Source organism: Micromonospora sp. NPDC002717 (assembly GCF_040295705.1).
Classification (GTDB): Bacteria; Actinomycetota; Actinomycetes; order Mycobacteriales; family Micromonosporaceae; genus Micromonospora.
Map to the genome: position 1 here is coordinate 31,181 of NZ_JBEOVW010000025.1, position 17,917 is coordinate 49,097.

Genomic DNA, 17,917 nt, shown 5'->3' on the forward strand with positions numbered 1-17,917 from the left:
TCGCGTCCGCCGCGGCGACCCGGGGAACGGAGTCCATCCAATCAGGCCCGCGAGCTGTGTCAACGGGCCGGGCTGAGGTGCGGCTCAGGAGGGTGAGGCGGGCTCGTCCGTCCGGCCGATGTCGGCGAGCCGGGTCGCGTCGCCGACGCGACCCAGCGCGACCAGCGCCGCACCGCTCGCCCCGACCTCCGGGTTGCGCCTGTGCCACACGGGCCGGGGCGCGAGCGCGGCGGCGAACGCCGAACGCCACCAGCGTGAGGCGGCCACCGCTCCCCCGCCGAGCACCACCTCGACCGGCTTGTCGACGGTGGACTCCAGCACCGTGAGGTCCTCGGCGACCAGGTCGCACAGGCCCCGCATCAGCCCGGCCAGGATGTCCACGGCGCTGCTGCTGAAGCTCAGCCCCCGCAGCTCGCCGGAGCCGGCCGGCACCAGGCCGGGTGGCCGGTCGCCGCCGAAGCGGACGTTCACCGGCAGGCGGCCCTCGGGTGGCAGCCGGGCCAGCGCGGCGTCCAGCTCCGCGCCCTCGGGCAGTCGCAGCTCCCGGTTGGCCCAGGCGAACAGGTTGCCGCCGGAGGAGTACGCGGCGCCGGTCACCACGTGGTCGTGGTCGACCCGGTAGCGCCAGAGCGTCTCCGGCAGCGGGGGCAGCTCCTCGCCCGCCGGGCCGCGCTGCATCAGCCGGACCGCCGCCGAGGTGCCCACGGTCACCGCGACCCGGTCCGGGGCGACGCAGCCGGTGCCGACGTTCGACGCCGCGCCGTCGCCCACCGGCCCGGCCCACGGCGCGTCGGTGAGCTGGGGCCAGCGCCACGCGTACGCGGGCCGCAGCCGGCCCCGCCACCGCGCCGGGGCCAGCTCGGGCAGCTCCTCGGCCCGGCTGCCGGCCAGCGCGCAGGCCTCGGCGTCCCAGTCCAGGGTCCGCAGGTCCAGCAGCCCCGTGCCGGACGCCTGGGAGATCGACATCGGCGCGGCGTCGAGCAGCTCGCCCAGCACGTACTCGGCCAAGCCGGCGAACCGGGCGATCGGCCCGCCGGTGTGCTCCCGCAGCCAGGGCAGCCGCATCGACCAGTAGCAGCGGTGCCACCACGTGCCCGTGCGCTGGTGGAAATCGCCCGGATCGGCCGGCCCCGGCGCGCCGGGCAGGGCCACCGGCCGGGTGTCCAACCAGGTCAGCACCGGCCCGAGGGGCGCGCCGTCGGCGCCCAGGGGGACCACCGAGTGCCACTGCGCGGAGGTCGCCACCAGGGACACGTCCCGCAGGTGCCCCGCCGCGGCCAGCTCGTCCAGGCACTCGACCAGGCAGGCCAGGTAGCCGGGGCCGTCGAGCGTGCCGGTCCCGTCGTCGTGCACGACGAGGCTCACCCTGCGCCGGGCCAGCGCGCCGGGCAGCGGGCGGGCGTCCGCGTCCAGCACGAGCCCGCGTACCGAGGAGGTGCCCAGGTCGAGCGCGAGAATGTTCATCAACGGCCAAATTACCCGCTGCGCCGCGCCGCGGCGTCCCAGCGGGTGGGCCGTACGCCCGATCGGCTTCCCGGCCCGCGGGCCGCCGCGTAGGGTGGTGCCATGCTCGCGCACCTGACCTGCTGGTGGCCCGCCGACCCGGCGGCCATCCCCCGCGCGTAGCTTCCCACGCGGCCGCCCGACGAGGCGGCCGCCGGTCTCTCCCCGGCCCTCCCGGTCGCCCCGCCCGGGTGCCGCCCGGCCCGAGGAGACCCCATGACCCACCTGCCCGAGCTGCTGGCCGCCGTCGCCGCCGGCGCCGACCCCGGCCCGTTCGCGCTCGTCCGACGCGAGGGCGCCGACCACCTGGAGCTGTTCACCGGCACGGTACGCGTGGCGGAGCGGCTCGCCGACATCCCGCTGCCCGACGGGCCGCCCGGCCCCCGCACGCTGGCGCTGGTGCCCTACCGGCAGGTCACCGAGCGGGGCTTCGCCTGCGTCGACGACGGCGTACCGCTGGAGTGCCTGGAGATCACCCGGCACGAGCGGATCGGTCTGGCCGAGGCCCTCGCCGCGCTGCCCGACGTGCCCGTGCACACCGCCGGCGCCGGCTTCGACGTCAGCGACGACGCGTACGCGGCCACCGTCGGCCGGGTGCTCGCCGAGGAGATCGGGCGCGGCGAGGGCGCGAACTTCGTCATCCACCGCTGCCTGCGCGCCACCGTCGAGGGGCCGCCGCTGGTCGCCGCGCTCGCCGCGCTGCGCCGGCTGCTGTCCGGCGAGCGCGGGGCGTACTGGACGTTCGTGGTGCACACCGGCACCCGCATCCTGGTGGGCGCCAGCCCGGAGCGGCACGTCAGCGTCGACGACGGGCTGGTCATGATGAACCCGATCAGCGGCACCTTCCGGCACACCGGCGCGGACGCCGACCGGGGCGCGCTGCTGCGCTTCCTCGCCGACCCCAAGGAGGTCGAGGAGCTGTACATGGTGCTCGACGAGGAACTGAAGATGATGGCCACCGTCGCCGAGCACGGCGGCCAGGTGGTCGGGCCGTACCTCAAGGAGATGTCCCACCTGGCGCACACCGAGTACCTGCTCGCCGGCCGGGGCACGAAGGACGTGCGGGAGGTGCTGCGCGAGACGATGTTCGCGCCCACCGTCACCGGCAGCCCGATGGAGAACGCCTGCCGGGTGATCGCCCGGCACGAGCGCACCGGGCGGCGCTACTACGCGGGGGTGCTGGCGCTGCTCGGGCGCGACGACGCCGGCCGGCAGAGCCTGGACGCGCCGATCCTGATCCGGACCGCCGAGATCTCCCCCGCCGGCGACCTGCGGGTGCCGGTCGGGGCCACCCTGGTCCGGCACTCCACGGCCGAGGGCGAGGTGGCCGAGACGCACGCCAAGGCCGCCGGCGTGCTCGCCGCGCTGGGCCTGGGCCCGCAGGCCCCCGCGGCCGGCACGCGCCCGGCGGTACGCCTCGCCGACGACCCCGAGGTCCGCGCGGCGCTGGCCGCCCGCAACGCGCCGCTGGCCCGGTTCTGGCTGGACCAGCGCGCCCCGGACGCGCCCGGCCTGCCCGGGTTGGCCGGGCGTCGGGTGCTGATCGTCGACGGCGAGGACACGTTCACCGGGATGCTCGCCCACCAGTTGGGCGCGCTGGGCCTGGCGGTGACGCTGCGGCCGTGGCACGCCGCCGGCCCCGTGGACGGCTACGACCTGGTGGTGGTCGGTCCCGGTCCGGGCGACCCGGGCAGCACCACCGAGCCGAAGATGGTCGCGATGCGCGGCCTGCTCGCCGGGTTGCTCGCCGAGGGCCGGCCGACCCTGGCGGTCTGCCTGGGCCACCAGCTGCTGTGCGGCCTGCTCGGGCTGGCGCTGCACCGCCGGGACGCGCCCTACCAGGGGCTCCAGCGGGAGGTGCGGATCTTCGGCACGCGGCGCCGGGTCGGCTTCTACTCGACGTTCACGGCCCGGGCGGACGCCGACCGGCTGACCACCCCGTACGGGCCGGTCGAGGTGGCGCGCGACGGCGCGGACGGCGCGGTGCACGCGCTGCGCGGGCGGGGCGTGGCGGGGGTGCAGTTCCACCCGGAATCGGTGCTCAGCCCGGACGGCCTGGCGGTCCTGGCCGACCTGCTGTCCGGGCTGCTGCCTTGCCCCGCCGGGCAACTGTCGGCGGTCGGAAAACGGTCGCCTGCCGGGGACCCGTCCGCGACCGGCGAGCGGTCGGCGGCGGCAGCCGAGCGTGCATAGTCGTGCCGATCGGGGGTAGGGCTGGGTGCGACCGGTGGTCCGGGCGGGTCGAGAGCCCCCGTCCGGGCCGCCGGTCGCCGCCGGCTCAACCGGCCAGGCCGGCCTTCAGCGCGACACCGATCTGCACCGCCCGCCTCGTCGTCAGGGCGGTGGCGCCGAGGGCGATGTCGTCCGGCGCGGTCTCGCCGTTGTTGCTGGTGTGCGAGGCGCCGTACGGGTTGCCGGCGACGAACTGGCTCGGGTCGGTGTAGCCGGGGGTGACCACCACCCCACCCCAGTGGTAGAAGACGGTGAACAGCGACAGCAGGGTCGCCTCCTGGCCGCCGTGGGAGGTGGCCGTCGTGCAGAACGCGGAGTAGACCTTGTTCGCCAGCGCGCCCTGCGACCACAGCGGCCCGGTGGTGTCGATGAACTGCTTGAGCTGGGCCGCCATCACGCCGTACCGGGTCGGCGTTCCGAAGATCACCACGTCCGCCCAGGACAGGTCGTCCAACTGGGCCTCCGGGACGTCCTGGGTCTCCATGCGGTGCGCGTGCCAGCCGGAGTTGGAGCGGATCGCCTCGTCCGGCGCCAGCTCGCGCACCTTGCGCAGGCGCACCTCGGCGCCGGCCTCACCGGCGGCCTCGCACGCCGCCTGCGCCATCTGGTACGTGATGCCGGTCGCGCTGTAGTAGATCACCGCGACCTTGGTCTGGGCAGCCATCAGGTGTTTCCCTCCTCATGTCGGGTCAGCTCCGGCGACTACCCGCTACTTGCGGCGTCAAACGGCCGGCGAGAGCCCCGGCCCACCCGGCCAGCGAGATGCCGAACGCATGATGATCAGGGGAAGATGCCCCAGCGGGTCAGTCCAACCGGTCGCGCAGGTCGTCGACCTGCCGCTGGATCCGGTCCACGGCGCTCTCGTTGTTGAGAAAAGTGGTGATCCCGGCGGCGAAGGCCAGCCCGATCAGCACCGCCAGGGCGCTGAGCACCAGGCCGCCGAGCGCCACGCCCCGGCCGGTCACCCCGGGCCGGCGGGCCATCTTGAGCCCGACGATGCCCAGGATCACGCCGATGATGCCGAGCAGCAGGCCGATCCAGGACAGGATCACGGTCAGCACGCTGATCAGCGCGGCCACCCCGAAGACCAACGCGAAGGCCGCGGCGGCGCTGGTCTTGGCCGACGGGCCCACCCGGCCGGCCCGGGTCGGTGCGCCGGCACCCCGGGCCGGCTCGCTGGACGCAGTCATGTCGCTCCCTCCGGGGCGCGTGACGCGCCCGCCGGCGGCCGGTTTCCCGCTGCGGCGGCCGTCATGCGTCGGATGTCGGGGGCCGGCCCTAAGCTGTGGCCCTGCCCCGACCCGAGGAGCCCGATCCCGTGGACCTGACCGGCCGTGAGGCGCTCGCGCTGCGGATGACCAGCCTGCTGCTGCGCCCGCACCCCACCGCCCAACCGGGCGGGGTCGCCGACGTGGTGGAGTGGTTCGGGGCCATGCAGGCGCAGGACCTGGCGAGCGGCATGTGGTCGCTCGGAGTCCGGCTGCCCGCGCTCGGCCACGCCGACGTGCACGACGCGCTGGAGCGCCGGGAGGCGCTGCGCACCTGGCCGATGCGGGGCACCGTGCACCTCGTGCCGCCCCGCGACGCCCGCTGGATGCTGGAGCTGACCGGCGTACGCTCGCTGGCCGCCGCCGCGACGCGACGCGCGCAGCTCGGGCTGACCCAGGCCGACGCGGACCGGGCGGTCGACGTGCTCGGCGCCGCGCTGGCCGGCGGCGGCCGGCTCACCCGGGCGCGGTGCCTTGCCGCGCTGGAGGCGGCCGGCATCGGCACCGCCGGGCAGCGCGGCTACCACCTGCTCTGGTACGCCAGCGTGCGGGGCGTCACCTGCCTCGCGCCGAACGTGGGCACCGAGCAGACCTTCGCCCTGCTCGACGAGTGGGCACCCGCGCCGCACCGACCCGACCGGGACCAGGCGCTGGCGATCCTCGCCCGCCGCTACGTCCGCGGCCACGGGCCGGTCACCGACCGGGAGTTCGCCGGCTGGACGGGCCTGACGCTCACCGACGCCCGCCGGGGCCTCGCCGCGGCCGGCGACGCCCTGGCCCGCGTGCGGGTCGACGGGCAGGAGGCGCTGGTCGACGCGGCCCTGCCGGACGCGCCGCGCGCACCGGTCGACGACGACCCGCTGGTGCTGCCCGGCTTCGACGAATACCTGCTGGGCTACAAGGACCGTTCGCTGATGCTCGACGCCGCGCACCGGGACGCCATCGTCCCGGGCGGCAACGGCGTCTTCCAGGCCACGGTCGTGCACGGCGGCCGGGTCGTGGGCACCTGGAAACGGACGATCGGCCGGGACCGGGTGGCCGTGACCGTCCGCCCGCTGGCACCGCTCGACGCGGCGCAGCGGGCCGGGGTGGAACGCGCCCTCGGCCGCTACGCGGCCTTCCTCGACCGCGCGCTCCACGTCGACTGGGCGGCCTGAGTCACACCGTCCCCATCAGTCCCGGCGGCCCCGGCGGCCCCGGCGGCCCCGACCGCACCGTACTGCTCCTATTCACCGGGCCACCGACGAATCCGCTCCGGCCGCCCGGGTATCTACCCGGCGACACGAGAGGGAGGTAGACGATCCATGAAGCTCAGCGCACAGCAGGCCAGTTCGCTGTACGGACAGGACGTCAAGGACCGCTCGGGTTCGAAGATCGGCAGCGTGGGTCAGATCTGGACCGACGCCGCCGGCGAGCCGACCTGGGTCAGCGTGAAGACCGGCGTGGCGGGCCGGAAGGAGTCGATGGCTCCGCTGGACAAGGCCCGGATCACCGACGGCGGACTCGCCGTCGACTACGACACGTCCACCGTGAAGAACGCCCCGGCGGTGGACGCCGGCACCGACGAGCCGCTGAACACGGCCCAGATCGAGCAGCTCTACGCCCACTACCACCTGCAGCCGCAGGGCGCGCCGAGCGCCGCCCGGGGGCGGGCGCCGGCGGCGGGCGAGGACCTGATCCGGTCCGAGGAGCGACTGCGGGTCGGCACGGAGAGCCAGCCGGCCGGTACGGCGCGGCTGCGCAAGTACGTCGTCACCGAGGACGTGCACACCACCGTGCCGGTCGAGCACGACGAGGTGTACGTCGAGCGGGAGCCCATTGCCGCCGGCGACGCCCGCGGTGTCCGCGCCGACATCGGCGAGGCCGAGCAGGAGATGACCCTGCGCGCCGAACGGCCGGTGGTCGGCAAGGACACGGTGCCCGTCGAGCGGGTCCACCTCGCCAAGGACGAGGTCGTCGAGCAGCAGCCCGTCGACGACCAGATCCGGCGGGAGCGGATCGAGGCGGAGATCCCGGAGGCCAGCCGGCGACGCCGCTGACCGCCGAACGGCAAGGGGCGGGTGGGTCAGCGCGACCCACCCGCCCCGCACGTCGCCGCGTCAGTCGGCGAGCGCACCGGCGGCGCGTCCCTCGTGCAGGGTCAGGTTGCGCCCGTTCGACGGGTCGAAAAGGTGGATCTTCTCCAGGTTGAACCAGACCCGCCGGTGCTGACCCTCCGCCACCGGCGACTCGGCCGACAGCCGGGTCACCAGGCTGGCGCCGCCGCCACTGAAGTCGGCGCCCGCGTCGGCCGCCAACTCCTCCAGCTCGGCGGCGCTGGCCCGCTCCCCCTCGACGCTGAAGTAGACGTACTTGTCGGAGCCCATCGACTCGACGATGTCGACCGGCGCCTCGAACTCCATGCCCCGGCGGCGGGTGTCGTCGTCGATCAACGCGGCGTCCTCGAAGTGCTCCGGCCGGATGCCGAGGATCAGCTCGCGCGGGGCGTCGCCGCCGGACAGCTCGCGCTGGATCCGCTCGCCGATCGGCACGTCGCCCAACGCCGTACGCAGCTTGCCGTCCTCGACGACCGCGTGCAGGAAGTTCATCGACGGCGAGCCGATGAACCCGGCGACGAAGAGGTTGCGCGGGTGGTCGTACAGCTCCTGCGGCGGGCCGACCTGCTGCACGGCGCCACCCCGCATGATCACCACGCGGTCGCCGAGGGTCATCGCCTCGGTCTGGTCGTGGGTGACGTAGACGGTGGTGGTGCCGAGCTGCTTCTGCAGGCGCGACACCACGGTGCGCATCTGCACCCGCAGCTTCGCGTCCAGGTTGGACAGGGGCTCGTCCATCAGGAACGCCTTCGGCTGCCGGACGATCGCCCGGCCCATCGCCACCCGCTGGCGCTGGCCGCCGGAGAGGTTCGCCGGCTTGCGGTCCAGCAGCGCGGACAGCTCCAGGACCTTCGCCGCCTCCTCCACCTTCTGGTTGATCGTCTCCCTGTCCAGCTTCGCCAGCCGCAGCGGGAACGCCATGTTCTCCCGCACCGTCATGTTCGGGTAGAGGGCGTACGACTGGAACACCATCGCGATGTCCCGGTCCCGGGGGGCCTTGTCGTTGACCCGCTCGCCGCCGATGCGCAGCTCGCCGGAGCTGATGTCCTCCAGGCCCGCGATCATGTTCAGGGTGGTGGACTTCCCGCAGCCGGACGGGCCGACCAGGATCACGAACTCGCCGTCGGCGATCTCCAGGTCGACGTCCCGCACCGCCGTGGTCCCGTCCGGGAACCTCTTGCTCACCTTGTCGAGCACGATGTCAGCCATGACTACCACCTATCCCTTGACTGCGCCGGAGGTCAGGCCGGAGACGATGCGGCGCTGGAAGAAGAGGACGAACAGGATGATCGGAATGGTGATCACCACGGCGGCGGCGCAGATCGCCCCGGTCGGGTCCTCGAACTGCGACTCGCCGGTGAAGAACGACAGCGCCACCGGCACCGTGCGGGCCCGCTCGGTGGAGGTCAGCGTGATGGCGAAGAGGAAGTCGTTCCAGCAGAAGATGAAGACCAGGATCGCCGTGGTGAACAGCCCCGGCGCGGCCAGCGGGGCGATGACCCGCCGGAACGCCTGGCCCTGCGTCGCGCCGTCCATCTTCGCCGCCTTCTCCAGGTCCCACGGGATCTGCTTGAAGAACGCCGACAGCGTGTAGATCGCCAGCGGCAGGGCGAAGGTGATGTACGGCAGGATCAGCCCCGGCCAGGTGTCGAAGAGGCCGAGCTGCCGTTCGATCTCGAACAGCGGCGACACCAGCGACACCTGCGGGAACATCGCGATCAGCAGCGAGACACCGACCAGCAGCTTCTTACCGGAGAAGTCCAGCCGGGAGATCGCGTACGCGGCCATGGCGCCGAGCACCACGGCGATCACGGTGGCGATCAACGCGATCCCGATCGAGTTGACCAGGGCCCGGACGAACTGGTCGGTGGAGAAGATCGTCCGGTAGTTGTCCAGCGTCCACTCGCGCGGGATGAACTTCCCGTCCGTCAGCGTCGCCGGCGTCTTGAACGACAACGACATGATCCAGAGCACCGGCACCAGCGCGAAGACGACCACGATGGCGTCCAGCAGGCCCCAGCGCAGCTTCGCCCGGGTGGTGGTGTCAGCCATTTCAACGCCTCTCCCCGTCGTCGCTGCCCGGAGCAGCGGTACCGAACAGCTTCACGAAGACGAAGGCGATGATCGCCACGGCAAGGAAGATCAACACCGACATCGTCGACCCGATGCCGAGGTTCAGGCCCCGGATCAGGTTGTTGTAGGCGAGCATCGACACCGACGAGGTCTCGTTGCCGCCTGCGGTCAGCACGAAGATGTTGTCGAACACCCGGAACGCGTCCAGGGTGCGGAACAGCAGCGCGACCAGGATCGCCGGCTTCATCACCGGCAGCATCACCTTGGTGAACCGCTGCCAGGCGGTCGCGCCGTCGGTGGAGGCGGCCTTGAGCAGGTCCTCCGGCACCAGCGCCAGGCCGGCCATCAGCAGCAGCGCCATGAACGGCGTCGTCTTCCAGATCTCGGCCAGCATGACGATCGCCAGGGAACTGGCCCGCTCGGTCAGCGGCGCTCCCTCGCTGAACAGGTTCGCCAGGTAGCCGGTGCCGGGCGTCCACGCGTACCGCCAGGAGAACGCCGCGACCACCGTGACGATGCCGTACGGGATCAGCGCCGCGGTGCGGACGATGCCCCGGCCGACCAGCGTGCGGTGCATGATCAGCGCCAGCCCCATGCCGAGCACCAGCTCGACCGCGACGGTGACCACGGTGATCAGCGCGGTCACCCCGAACGCCGTCCACCAGAACTCGTTGGTCAGCACGGTGACGTAGTTCTCCAGCCCGATGAACTCGCGCTCGTCGGGGAAGCGCAGGTCGAAGCGCTGGAGCGACAGCCAGACCGAGTAGAGGATCGGGTACGCGGTCACCAGCACCATGACCAGCGCGGCGGGGGCGCAGAGCAGCCAGCCCAGCCGGCGCTCGGCCTTCTTGTTCTCGCTCAGCGGGGCCTTCCGGCCGCGACCGCCCCGCTGGGCCGGCACCGCGGCGTGCCGCCCGGCGGGGCGCTCGGCCTGCGCCGTGGCGTCGGCGCCGGCGGGCGTGGCGTTGACGCTCACGGCAGGACCCCCTTCGAGTCGAGGGCGTCGGCGATGGCGTCGCGCAGCTCGTCGGCGGTCTGCTGCGGCCTGATCGCCGACGGCGGCGACAGGATCGCCGACATGACGGTGGAGATGCTCTGGTACGCCGGGGTCAGCGGCCGGACCGCCGGGTCCTTGAGCTCCTCGAGGATGGTCTCCTTCATCGGGTACGCCTCGGCCATCTCCGGGTCGTCGTAGACCTTCTCGATGGTCGGCGGCACGCCGTCGTTGATCGCGGAGAACTTCTGGTTCTTCTCGTTGCGGATGCACCTGGCCGCCTCGAAGGACTCCTCGGGGTGCTTCGAGTACGCGCTGACGGCCATGTTGACCCCGCCGATGGTGACCTTGCTCGGGGTGTTCCCGTCGATGCCCGGGATCCGCGCCCAGCCGACCTGCTTGGCCAGCTCCGGGTTGGCCTCCTGCATCGCCGGGTAGACGAACGGCCAGTTCACCTGGAACGCGCCGCTGCCGGACTGGAACTCCAGCCGGACGGGGTCCTCGGTGGCGTTGCTGAACGACGGCGACGTCACGCCCGACGTGGCGAACCGCTGGAGCTGCTCCAGCGCCCGGACGGTGCCGGCGTCCATCACGGCCTGCTCGCCGTCGTCGCTGAGGATCTTGCCGCCGGCGCTCTCGGCGAGGGTGTTGTAGAGGACGACGAGGCCCTCGTACTGCGCGCCCATCGTGAGCACCTGGTACGGCTTGCCCTGCTGCTTCAGCTCCTGGGCGGTGGAGATCATCTGGTCCCAGGTCTTCGGCGGCTCGGGGACGAGGTCCTTGCGGTACCAGAGCAGCTGCACGTTGGTGTTCTTCGGCGCGCCGTAGAGCCTGTCCTGGTAGCGGGCCGTCTCGAGGGGGCCGGCGAGGGTGCCCTGCTCCACCTCGGCCCTGTCCTGGCCGGTCCACTCCAGGATCCAGTCGGCGCTGGCGAACTCCTGGGTCCAGGTGACGTCGAGGCCGAGCACGTCCATGCCGCTGTCCTGTGCCGCCAGCCGGCGAACCAGCTGCACCCGCTGGTCGTCCGCCTGCCGCGGCAGCACCCGGTACGCGATCTTGTAGCGCCCCTGGGCCTGCGCGTTGCAGTCGTCGACGACCTTCTGCAGGTTCTGCTCCGGCGGGTAGTACAGGTTGATCGTGGGCGTACCGCCGTCCCCGCCGGAGCCGCAGGCTGCCGCCATCGGCGCCACCAGCGTCAACGCCGCGGCCGCGGCCACCGCGCGTGCGCGTGGCCGTCCTCGGCGTCGGGCCTTGTCAGGGTCGCTCATAGCCCCTCCCCTCGTGTCGGCCAAGCCGGGGTGATGCTCCGTGCCCCGGCGCACGGCGGAACGACCAGGGCGTTGACCTGCGGATCCGCCGCCCCGGCGTTTCGTGGCCCCAACACTGCCCGACCTGCGAAGTCGCGAAACCTGACGCTGGTGAGACGACCCGACAGGGGCCGGGCGTGGTGCGGGTCACCACCGTGCGGGTCCGACGGGCCGCCCGTAGGCTCGGCCGATGGACGCCACCTTCTTCTTCGACCCCGCCTGCCCGTGGACCTGGCGCACGTCCCGGTGGCTCGTCGCCGTCGCCGACGCCCGCGGGCTGCACCTCGAGTGGCGGTCGTTCAGCCTGGCCATCCTCAACGAGGGGAACGTCGCGCCGCAGTTCGCCGAGGCGATGGCCGCCTCCAGCCGGGCGCTGCGGCTGGTGGAGGCGCTGCGCGCCGAGGACCGCCACGACGACGTCGCCCGGTTCTACGCCGAGGTCGGCGCCCGCAGCCACGACGCCGGAAACCCGCTGTCGCCGAAGATCGTGGACGCGGCCGTCGAGGCGGCGGACCTTCAGGAGGCCGCGCCGGCCCTCGACGACGACCGCTGGGACGACGCGGTACGCGAGTCGCACGCGCTGGCGTACGCCTCCGCCGGCCCGGACGTCGGCTCACCCGTGCTGATGCTGCCCGGCGCCGAACGCGGCGTCCACGGCCCCATCCTGACCGAGGTCCCCGGCACCGACGACGCCCTGACCATCTGGGACTCCCTGCTTCCCCTGATCCGGATGCCCGCCTTCCACGAGATCAAGCGCGCCCGCCACTGACCCTCCCTCCTCCCTCCTCCCTCCTCCCCGCCTCCCCGCCTCCCCGCCTCCCCCGTTGATCATGAAGTTGTTGAGGCGGATTGTCCGCTTCGCCGCCACTAACTTCATGATCAACGGGGCTGGGGCGGAGGGTGGGCTGGTCGGCGGATCGAGTCGGGCGGGGCGGGGCGGGCGTGGCGGGAGGAGGGCGGGCGGGGTGGGGCGGAATGATGGGGGCGTGATCGCGAGCTTCAAGGACCTCTGCCTGGACGCCGCCGACCCCCGCGAGACGGGGGCCTTCTGGGCGCGGGTGCTCGACGGCGACCTCGTGAACCTCGGCGACGGGGACACCCGGGTCGACCCCCGGGCCGCCCGCTCCGGGGCCGAGTCGATCTGGGTCAACCGGGTGCCCGAGCCGCGTACGGTCAAGACCCGCGTACACCTGGACCTGCGCCTGGCCGAGGCGGACCCGGCGGCGCTGCTGGCGGCCGGCGCCGGGCTGGTGCGCGAGCCGGACGCGGAGATCGGCTGGTGGGTGCTGGCCGACCCCGACGGCAACCTGTTCTGCGCGTTCCCGCCCCGCGAGGGCGCCCGACCCGGCCCGTTCGAGCTGATCGTCGACGCGGTCGACCCGGCCGCCCAGGCCGCCTGGTGGGCCAAGGTGACCGGCGGCAAGGTCGAGGCCGGCGACGCGGGCGCGGCCTCGGTCGTGGGCGCCGCCGGCTTCCCGTGGGACTGGTGGGTCTTCGACCCCGTGCCGGAGCGCAAGACGGTCAAGAACCGGATGCACTGGGACGTCGACCTGACCGACCCGGAGCCCACCGCGCTGCTCCGGGCCGGCGCGACGCTGCTGCGCGAGCCCGACGACGCGGTCCGCTGGTGGGTCCTGGCCGACCCCGAGGGCAACGAGTTCTGCGCCTTCGCGCCGCGTCCCACCCAGTGAGCGGTGGAGCTACCGAGCGGCCGGCCGGTCGACTAGCGTTTCCGTAGCTCCGCAGCCAGCGCGTTCGCCGCCGACGTCGACACGCCTCCGGCCGACCCCAGCCTGTCCGATCGGTTGGTTCTCGCGGGAACTCCCCTGCGCCGCTCCACCGGTTGGGCAGGATCGTCCCCAACGAGGAGGTGCCGTCGTGCAGGACACCCGCGCTCTCGCCCTGACGTTCGAGGTGAGCGGCCTGCCACCGGTCAAGACCGAGGCGCTGTCCATCTTCGCCGCCGGGCATCGGCAGGCGACGAGGGTCCGCGCCCTGCTCCTGGCGGCCTGCGAGGCGGCCCAGCGCACCGGCTGGACCCCGCTGTCGGGGCCGGTCGAGGTGGACCTCGTGCTGCGCTGCCCGCCGGGGCACCGCACCTCCGACGCCAGCACCCTGCTCGGCGGGGTGTGCGCGGTGCTCCAGGACAAGAAGCGGGTGGCCAGCATCGGCCTGGCGCACCTCGGCGTCCTCGTGGACGTCGCCCTCTACGACGACGACCGGCAGATCCGCCGGCTGTCGTACATGGAGGAACCGGCCGAGGAATTCTCGTACCAGGTGCGGGTCGCCGCCGTACCGAACGTGGTTTGACCGACGGCCGCGGTGGGGTACCGCGGACGCCGACGAAGGGAGCGCCGATGTCGGAGCCACATGTCACGCTGGACCCTCGCGGGCTCGATCCCGTGCAGCAGAAGCTGCGCGGCCCGCTGGAGGACCAGCTGACCTCGGCGCTGCAGGCCGCGACGGAACGGGTCCGCGCCAGCTACGCCGGCGAGCCGGTCGAGCAGGTCTGCCAGCGGCTGCTCGACGAAACGCGCGGCGGCCTGCACCCCGACATCGCGGCCGGCTTCCAGCCGGACATGGACGAGTTCTGCCGGGTGGCGGTGGCGATTGTCCGCGGCGGGGTCTCCTGAGACTGGCGACATCCGATCGTGCCGGCACGGTCGGCGCGCGTCCGCTCAGGCGTACGTCTTCCGATTCGACGCATACGCTGACAGCTCACGTCCAAGCTGGGGCCGCGCGCCCAGGCCCGGGCGCGTTGCGGTGGGTCTGGGCAAGATGGGCGTCGGCCAGCTCATCCAGGGCGCGGCGCATCCGCGCGGCGTAGACCCGAGCTGCCGCGCGACCCTCGGGCTGAAGCAGGGCGTCGGACGCCGTGCCGAGCGGGGCGAGGAGCCGCCCGGCCTCATCGTCGGCGCGGGCGGCGCAGCGTCACCCGCCGTACGCCGTCCAGGGCTATCCAACCGGCGCTGCCCGACCACGAGCAGGCCCGGGCCGGGCCCGGCCGGAAGCAGCGGGCGGACCTGGGTGGCGCGGACGAGTCCGTCCGCGCGACCTCTCACCCGCAGGCCTTGACGATTCTCGAAACCACGCCGTGGGTTCTTCAACGCGGCCGACAGCTCACTGGCGCTGGCCGCGTAGACCCGGTTGCCCGGCCGGGCTTCACCCACGTGAGGACCATCACGGTCACTTCCGGACCAGATTGGTCCGGCGCGGACTATGTTGGTCCGCATGCCTCGGCAGACGAAACAGGAACTCGACGACGAGATCATCAACTGCGCCGCCACGCTGTTCGCGCGTCACGGCTTCAAAGAGACGTCGATCCAGCGAATCGCGGACGCCGTGGGTTACTCCAAGACCGGCCTGCTGCACCGCTACCCCAGCAAGAAAGCACTACAACAGGCGGTCCTCGACGGCTGCGTCGCCGAGATGCGGGCGATCAGCACAGCGGTCGCCGATCTGCCACCCGGACCGTCACGCGACCGCGAGACGATCGAAGCGCTTGTCGATCTCGCGCTGCGCCGGCCAGGGTTCATGGCGCTGCTGCTCAGCATCCTCAACAGCCTCGATGCCAGCGACGTCGCCCCGTACGTGGCGGCCATCGGCGATGCCCTGTCTTCGGCGTTCGCCAGCGCACCCGACGACCTGGCCCGAGCGGTGCGCATCGTCGGCGCCCTCGGCGCGCTCGCCGTCGCCGCGGTCACCTGTCACGACCGCCCGCCCAGCGAGGTGCGCCCGCTGCTCGCCGCCGTCAGCTACGACGCGCTGGGGTACCCGCGCCCCACCGCGAACTGAGAGGAACAGGCATGGCCACCTTCCTGCACCGCCTCGGGCTGGCCTCGGTCCGGCACCGGCTCGGCGTCACCGTCGCCTGGATCGTCGTGCTGCTCGCCGCTGCCGTAGGCGCGAGCACCATGTCCGGCAAGACGATGAACACCTTCGAGATCCCCGGACAGGAATCCACCACCGCCCTCACCCTGATCGAGGAGCGTTTCGGCTCGACCGCCAACGGCGCCACCGCCCAGGTAGTGCTGCAGGCACCCGGCACAGCGAAGATCACCGCCCCGGAGACGGCCGGTCAGGTCGCGAAGATCGTGGCCGAACTTGAGAAGCTGCCCGGCGTGGCGAACGCCACCAATCCCCTCGACCCGGCGTCCCCTGTCGTGTCGGCCGACCAGCGGGCCGCGTACAGCACCGTCACCTACTCGGCCCAGGCACCCGACATCACCGATACGCAACGCGAGGCGCTGCTCGACGTGGTTGCCGACGCCCGCGCCGCCGGCCTCACCGTCGAGGTCACCGGCGAAGCCGCACAGGCGACAACCGAGGTCGGTGGCTCGGCCGAGGTGATCGGTGTGATCATCGCCCTCCTCGTGCTCACGATCACCTACGGCTCGCTCGTCACCGCAGGCATGAACCTGATCACCGCGGTCGTCGGCGTCGGCATCGGCGCGCTCGGCATCACGACACTCACCGGCTTCGTCGACCTTCAGTCGACCACGCCGATCCTCGCCGTGATGCTCGGTCTGGCGGTCGGCATCGACTACGCCCTGTTCATCGTCACCCGGTTCAGGCAGGAACTGCTGCGAGGGCACACCACCGCGGATGCCGCCGCGATGGCCGTCGGCACGGCCGGTTCGGCCGTCGTCACCGCTGGTGCCACGGTCGTCATCGCCCTGGCCGGGCTCGCCATCGCGGGCATCCCGTTCCTGACCGAAATGGGGCTCGCCGCCGCGGCGACGATCGTGGTCGCCGTCCTGGTCGCCGTCACCCTCGTACCAGCAGTCCTCGGTTTCATCGGCGTCCGCGCACTGCCGCGCCGCGCCCGTCAGCAATTGGCACAACGGCCGAACGCGCCGGAGACCAACGATCCCGCCGCCACGCCACAGGCCGACCGCGGCTTCTACACCAGTTGGGCCCGTACCGTGACCCGCCGCCGCTGGACCAGCCTGCTCGCGGCGGTGCTCGCCCTCGGCGTCATCGCGGTCCCGGTGTTCTCGATGCGCACAACCCTGGTCCAGGCGCCTGCAGACGGCAGCACCCAGGCCAAGGCGACACAGATCCTCTCCGACCGCTTCGGCGCTGGCCTCACCGGACCGCTGCTGGTGCTCGTCGACGGCGAAGGCGCCGCCACCCGCGCCGCCGCCGTCGCCCAGCAGGCGCCCGCGCTGACCGGCGTCGCGCTCGCGGCGCCGCCGCAAGTGACCGCAGACGGCTCGGCCGCACTCGTCACGATCATCCCGACGTCCGGCCCGAGTAGCCAGGAAACCATGGACCTCGTCCACACGCTACGCGAGAAGTTCGGCACCACCGACGGCGCCCGGGTCTACGTCACCGGCAGCACCGCCGTCAGCGTCGACGTGTCACAGAAGCTGAACGACGCCATGCCGGTCTACCTGGGGCTCGTCGTCGGCCTGGCACTGGTGCTGCTCGTCCTGGTGTTCCGCTCGATCCTGGTGCCCGTCGCCGGAGTGATCGGGTTCCTGCTGACCATCGGCGCCTCGCTCGGGGCGACCACCGCCGTGTTCCAATGGGGTTGGCTCAAGGACATCGTCCAGGCTGAGACCACCGGGCCGCTGCTCAGCCTGTCCCCGATCATCGTCATCGGAATTCTGTTCGGCCTCGCCATGGACTACCAGGTGTTCCTCGTTTCCCGCATGCACGAGAACCACGCCCACGGCGCACAACCCCGCGACGCCATCATCACCGGATTCCGGCAGGCCGCCCCCGTCGTCCTCGCCGCCGCGTGCATCATGTTCGCCGTGTTCGGCGGCTTCATACCGCAGGGCGACGCCATCCTCAAACCCATCGCCTTCGCCCTCGCACTCGGGATCGTCTTCGACGCCTTCATCATCCGGATGATCGCCATGCCCGCAGCCCTCGCCCTGCTCGGACGCGCCGCCTGGTGGTTGCCCCGCTGGCTGCGCTGGCTACCAGCCTTCGATGTCGAAGGCGCAGCCCTGACACGCGCCACCAGCACAACAACATCGTCCGCGTCGGCCCCGGACCCGCAGGCTGTCGACAGACCAGAACTCGCCGCCAAGGCAAACTGAACGCGAGACCGACGCAGACACCTCGGTGCGCTGCCCGGCGAGCGTCACGCCGGGCAGCGCACCGAGGTGTCGGGTGACCGGTCTCGGGCTGCCCTCGGGTTGCCGCAGGCGACCGGCCCTTTCGCGCCGCGCCTCAACGGGCACTCACAGTTCGGCGCTGCGCACGTGAGTCCCCAGCTTCGCACCGGGAGCAGCCTGCACGCGCTTGAGCCGAGCGACGTCATCGTCGATGAGCGTCAGAGCTTCGAAAGCCAGGCTCGACGCGCCTACGGCCGCCCCCGAGAAGACCTCTCGGTAGAGCAGCCAGATGCCGGCGCGCGCCGCCCCGCGGCACTCTTCAAGAAGGTCCCTACCTGATTCGCCGGCCCCCATGCCTGGGCGTCTGCCGAGA

16 protein-coding genes are annotated in these 17,917 nt (G+C 72.7%); 9 read left to right on the forward strand and 7 right to left on the reverse strand.

What is annotated here, in order from left to right; genetic code table 11:
* Positions 1-84: 84 nt before the first annotated feature.
* The gene (locus ABT006_RS27840) at positions 85-1,464 is read right to left on the reverse strand and encodes an FGGY family carbohydrate kinase (protein ID WP_350711122.1); all 1,380 of its coding nucleotides are present in this window, start codon (positions 1,462-1,464) and stop codon (positions 85-87) included.
* A 255-nt stretch (positions 1,465-1,719) separates the two neighbouring features.
* Here ABT006_RS27840 and ABT006_RS27845 point away from each other — a divergent pair, with 255 nt between their 5' ends.
* Positions 1,720-3,696 (forward strand): chorismate-binding protein, encoded by a 1,977-nt coding sequence (locus tag ABT006_RS27845; RefSeq protein WP_350711124.1) that lies wholly within the window; start codon positions 1,720-1,722, stop codon positions 3,694-3,696.
* A gap of 85 nt (positions 3,697-3,781) precedes the next feature.
* Here ABT006_RS27845 and wrbA read toward each other — a convergent pair whose 3' ends face one another.
* Both wrbA and ABT006_RS27855 read right to left on the reverse strand, forming a co-directional pair.
* On the reverse strand, positions 3,782-4,399 hold the full coding sequence (gene wrbA / locus ABT006_RS27850) for an NAD(P)H:quinone oxidoreductase (RefSeq protein ID WP_350711126.1): 618 nt from the start codon (positions 4,397-4,399) through the stop codon (positions 3,782-3,784).
* A 139-nt stretch (positions 4,400-4,538) separates the two neighbouring features.
* Positions 4,539-4,925 (reverse strand): DUF4190 domain-containing protein, encoded by a 387-nt coding sequence (locus tag ABT006_RS27855; RefSeq protein WP_350711128.1) that lies wholly within the window; start codon positions 4,923-4,925, stop codon positions 4,539-4,541.
* A gap of 164 nt (positions 4,926-5,089) precedes the next feature.
* Here ABT006_RS27855 and ABT006_RS27860 point away from each other — a divergent pair, with 164 nt between their 5' ends.
* The gene (locus tag ABT006_RS27860; RefSeq protein ID WP_350711210.1) at positions 5,090-6,160 is read left to right on the forward strand and encodes a winged helix DNA-binding domain-containing protein; all 1,071 of its coding nucleotides are present in this window, start codon (positions 5,090-5,092) and stop codon (positions 6,158-6,160) included.
* Positions 6,161-6,307: 147 nt separating this feature from the next.
* A complete protein-coding gene (locus ABT006_RS27865; protein WP_350711130.1) occupies positions 6,308-7,042 on the forward strand; it encodes a YsnF/AvaK domain-containing protein in 735 nt (244 codons plus the stop codon).
* 60 nt (positions 7,043-7,102) lie between these two features.
* On the opposite strand, the gene ABT006_RS27870 is transcribed toward ABT006_RS27865, so the two are convergent.
* Genes ABT006_RS27870 through ABT006_RS27885 form a run of 4 tightly spaced genes read right to left on the reverse strand, consistent with a single transcriptional unit; the run spans position 7,103 to position 11,434 of the window.
* Positions 7,103-8,308 carry an ABC transporter ATP-binding protein gene (locus ABT006_RS27870; protein ID WP_350711132.1) on the reverse strand — a complete coding sequence of 402 codons (1,206 nt, stop codon included), beginning with the start codon at positions 8,306-8,308 and terminating at the stop codon, positions 7,103-7,105.
* Positions 8,309-8,317: 9 nt separating this feature from the next.
* Positions 8,318-9,151: a carbohydrate ABC transporter permease gene (locus tag ABT006_RS27875; RefSeq protein ID WP_350711134.1), complete on the reverse strand. Its 834-nt coding sequence runs from the start codon at positions 9,149-9,151 to the stop codon at positions 8,318-8,320.
* Position 9,152: 1 nt separating this feature from the next.
* Positions 9,153-10,148: a carbohydrate ABC transporter permease gene (locus tag ABT006_RS27880; RefSeq protein ID WP_350711136.1), complete on the reverse strand. Its 996-nt coding sequence runs from the start codon at positions 10,146-10,148 to the stop codon at positions 9,153-9,155.
* On the reverse strand, positions 10,145-11,434 hold the full coding sequence (locus ABT006_RS27885) for an ABC transporter substrate-binding protein (RefSeq protein WP_350711138.1): 1,290 nt from the start codon (positions 11,432-11,434) through the stop codon (positions 10,145-10,147). Before ABT006_RS27885 ends, ABT006_RS27880 begins: the two co-directional genes overlap by 4 nt.
* A 229-nt stretch (positions 11,435-11,663) precedes the next feature.
* On the opposite strand from ABT006_RS27885, the gene ABT006_RS27890 reads away from it, so the two are divergent.
* From ABT006_RS27890 to ABT006_RS27915, 6 genes are all read left to right on the forward strand, one after another.
* Positions 11,664-12,242 carry a DsbA family protein gene (locus tag ABT006_RS27890; protein ID WP_350711140.1) on the forward strand — a complete coding sequence of 193 codons (579 nt, stop codon included), beginning with the start codon at positions 11,664-11,666 and terminating at the stop codon, positions 12,240-12,242.
* 217 nt (positions 12,243-12,459) lie between these two features.
* Entirely contained in the window at positions 12,460-13,164 is a 705-nt protein-coding gene (locus ABT006_RS27895; protein WP_350711142.1) for a VOC family protein, read from the forward strand.
* Positions 13,165-13,351: 187 nt separating this feature from the next.
* Complete coding sequence (locus ABT006_RS27900) at positions 13,352-13,783, forward strand: RusA family crossover junction endodeoxyribonuclease (protein ID WP_350711144.1); 432 nt, start codon at positions 13,352-13,354, stop codon at positions 13,781-13,783.
* Between the two features lie 47 nt (positions 13,784-13,830).
* Complete coding sequence (locus tag ABT006_RS27905) at positions 13,831-14,106, forward strand: hypothetical protein (protein ID WP_350711146.1); 276 nt, start codon at positions 13,831-13,833, stop codon at positions 14,104-14,106.
* A 598-nt stretch (positions 14,107-14,704) separates the two neighbouring features.
* Entirely contained in the window at positions 14,705-15,268 is a 564-nt protein-coding gene (locus ABT006_RS27910; RefSeq protein ID WP_350711148.1) for a TetR/AcrR family transcriptional regulator, read from the forward strand.
* Between the two features lie 11 nt (positions 15,269-15,279).
* The gene (locus ABT006_RS27915) at positions 15,280-17,526 is read left to right on the forward strand and encodes an MMPL family transporter (RefSeq protein ID WP_350711150.1); all 2,247 of its coding nucleotides are present in this window, start codon (positions 15,280-15,282) and stop codon (positions 17,524-17,526) included.
* The last annotated feature ends 391 nt before the right edge of the window (positions 17,527-17,917 follow it).

What these genes read in the sequence shown, in the direction of transcription:
- ABT006_RS27910 (WP_350711148.1), top strand. Translation starts at nt 14,705, where the DNA reads ATGCCTCGGCAGACGAAACAGGAACTCGACGACGAGATCATCAACTGC.
- ABT006_RS27915 (WP_350711150.1), top strand. Translation starts at nt 15,280, where the DNA reads ATGGCCACCTTCCTGCACCGCCTCGGGCTGGCCTCGGTCCGGCACCGG.
- ABT006_RS27840 (WP_350711122.1), bottom strand. Translation starts at nt 1,464, where the DNA reads ATGAACATTCTCGCGCTCGACCTGGGCACCTCCTCGGTACGCGGGCTC.
- ABT006_RS27870 (WP_350711132.1), bottom strand. Translation starts at nt 8,308, where the DNA reads ATGGCTGACATCGTGCTCGACAAGGTGAGCAAGAGGTTCCCGGACGGG.
- ABT006_RS27855 (WP_350711128.1), bottom strand. Translation starts at nt 4,925, where the DNA reads ATGACTGCGTCCAGCGAGCCGGCCCGGGGTGCCGGCGCACCGACCCGG.
- ABT006_RS27890 (WP_350711140.1), top strand. Translation starts at nt 11,664, where the DNA reads ATGGACGCCACCTTCTTCTTCGACCCCGCCTGCCCGTGGACCTGGCGC.
- ABT006_RS27885 (WP_350711138.1), bottom strand. Translation starts at nt 11,434, where the DNA reads ATGAGCGACCCTGACAAGGCCCGACGCCGAGGACGGCCACGCGCACGC.
- ABT006_RS27845 (WP_350711124.1), top strand. Translation starts at nt 1,720, where the DNA reads ATGACCCACCTGCCCGAGCTGCTGGCCGCCGTCGCCGCCGGCGCCGAC.
- wrbA (WP_350711126.1), bottom strand. Translation starts at nt 4,399, where the DNA reads ATGGCTGCCCAGACCAAGGTCGCGGTGATCTACTACAGCGCGACCGGC.
- ABT006_RS27865 (WP_350711130.1), top strand. Translation starts at nt 6,308, where the DNA reads ATGAAGCTCAGCGCACAGCAGGCCAGTTCGCTGTACGGACAGGACGTC.
- ABT006_RS27875 (WP_350711134.1), bottom strand. Translation starts at nt 9,151, where the DNA reads ATGGCTGACACCACCACCCGGGCGAAGCTGCGCTGGGGCCTGCTGGAC.
- ABT006_RS27860 (WP_350711210.1), top strand. Translation starts at nt 5,090, where the DNA reads ATGACCAGCCTGCTGCTGCGCCCGCACCCCACCGCCCAACCGGGCGGG.
- ABT006_RS27905 (WP_350711146.1), top strand. Translation starts at nt 13,831, where the DNA reads ATGTCGGAGCCACATGTCACGCTGGACCCTCGCGGGCTCGATCCCGTG.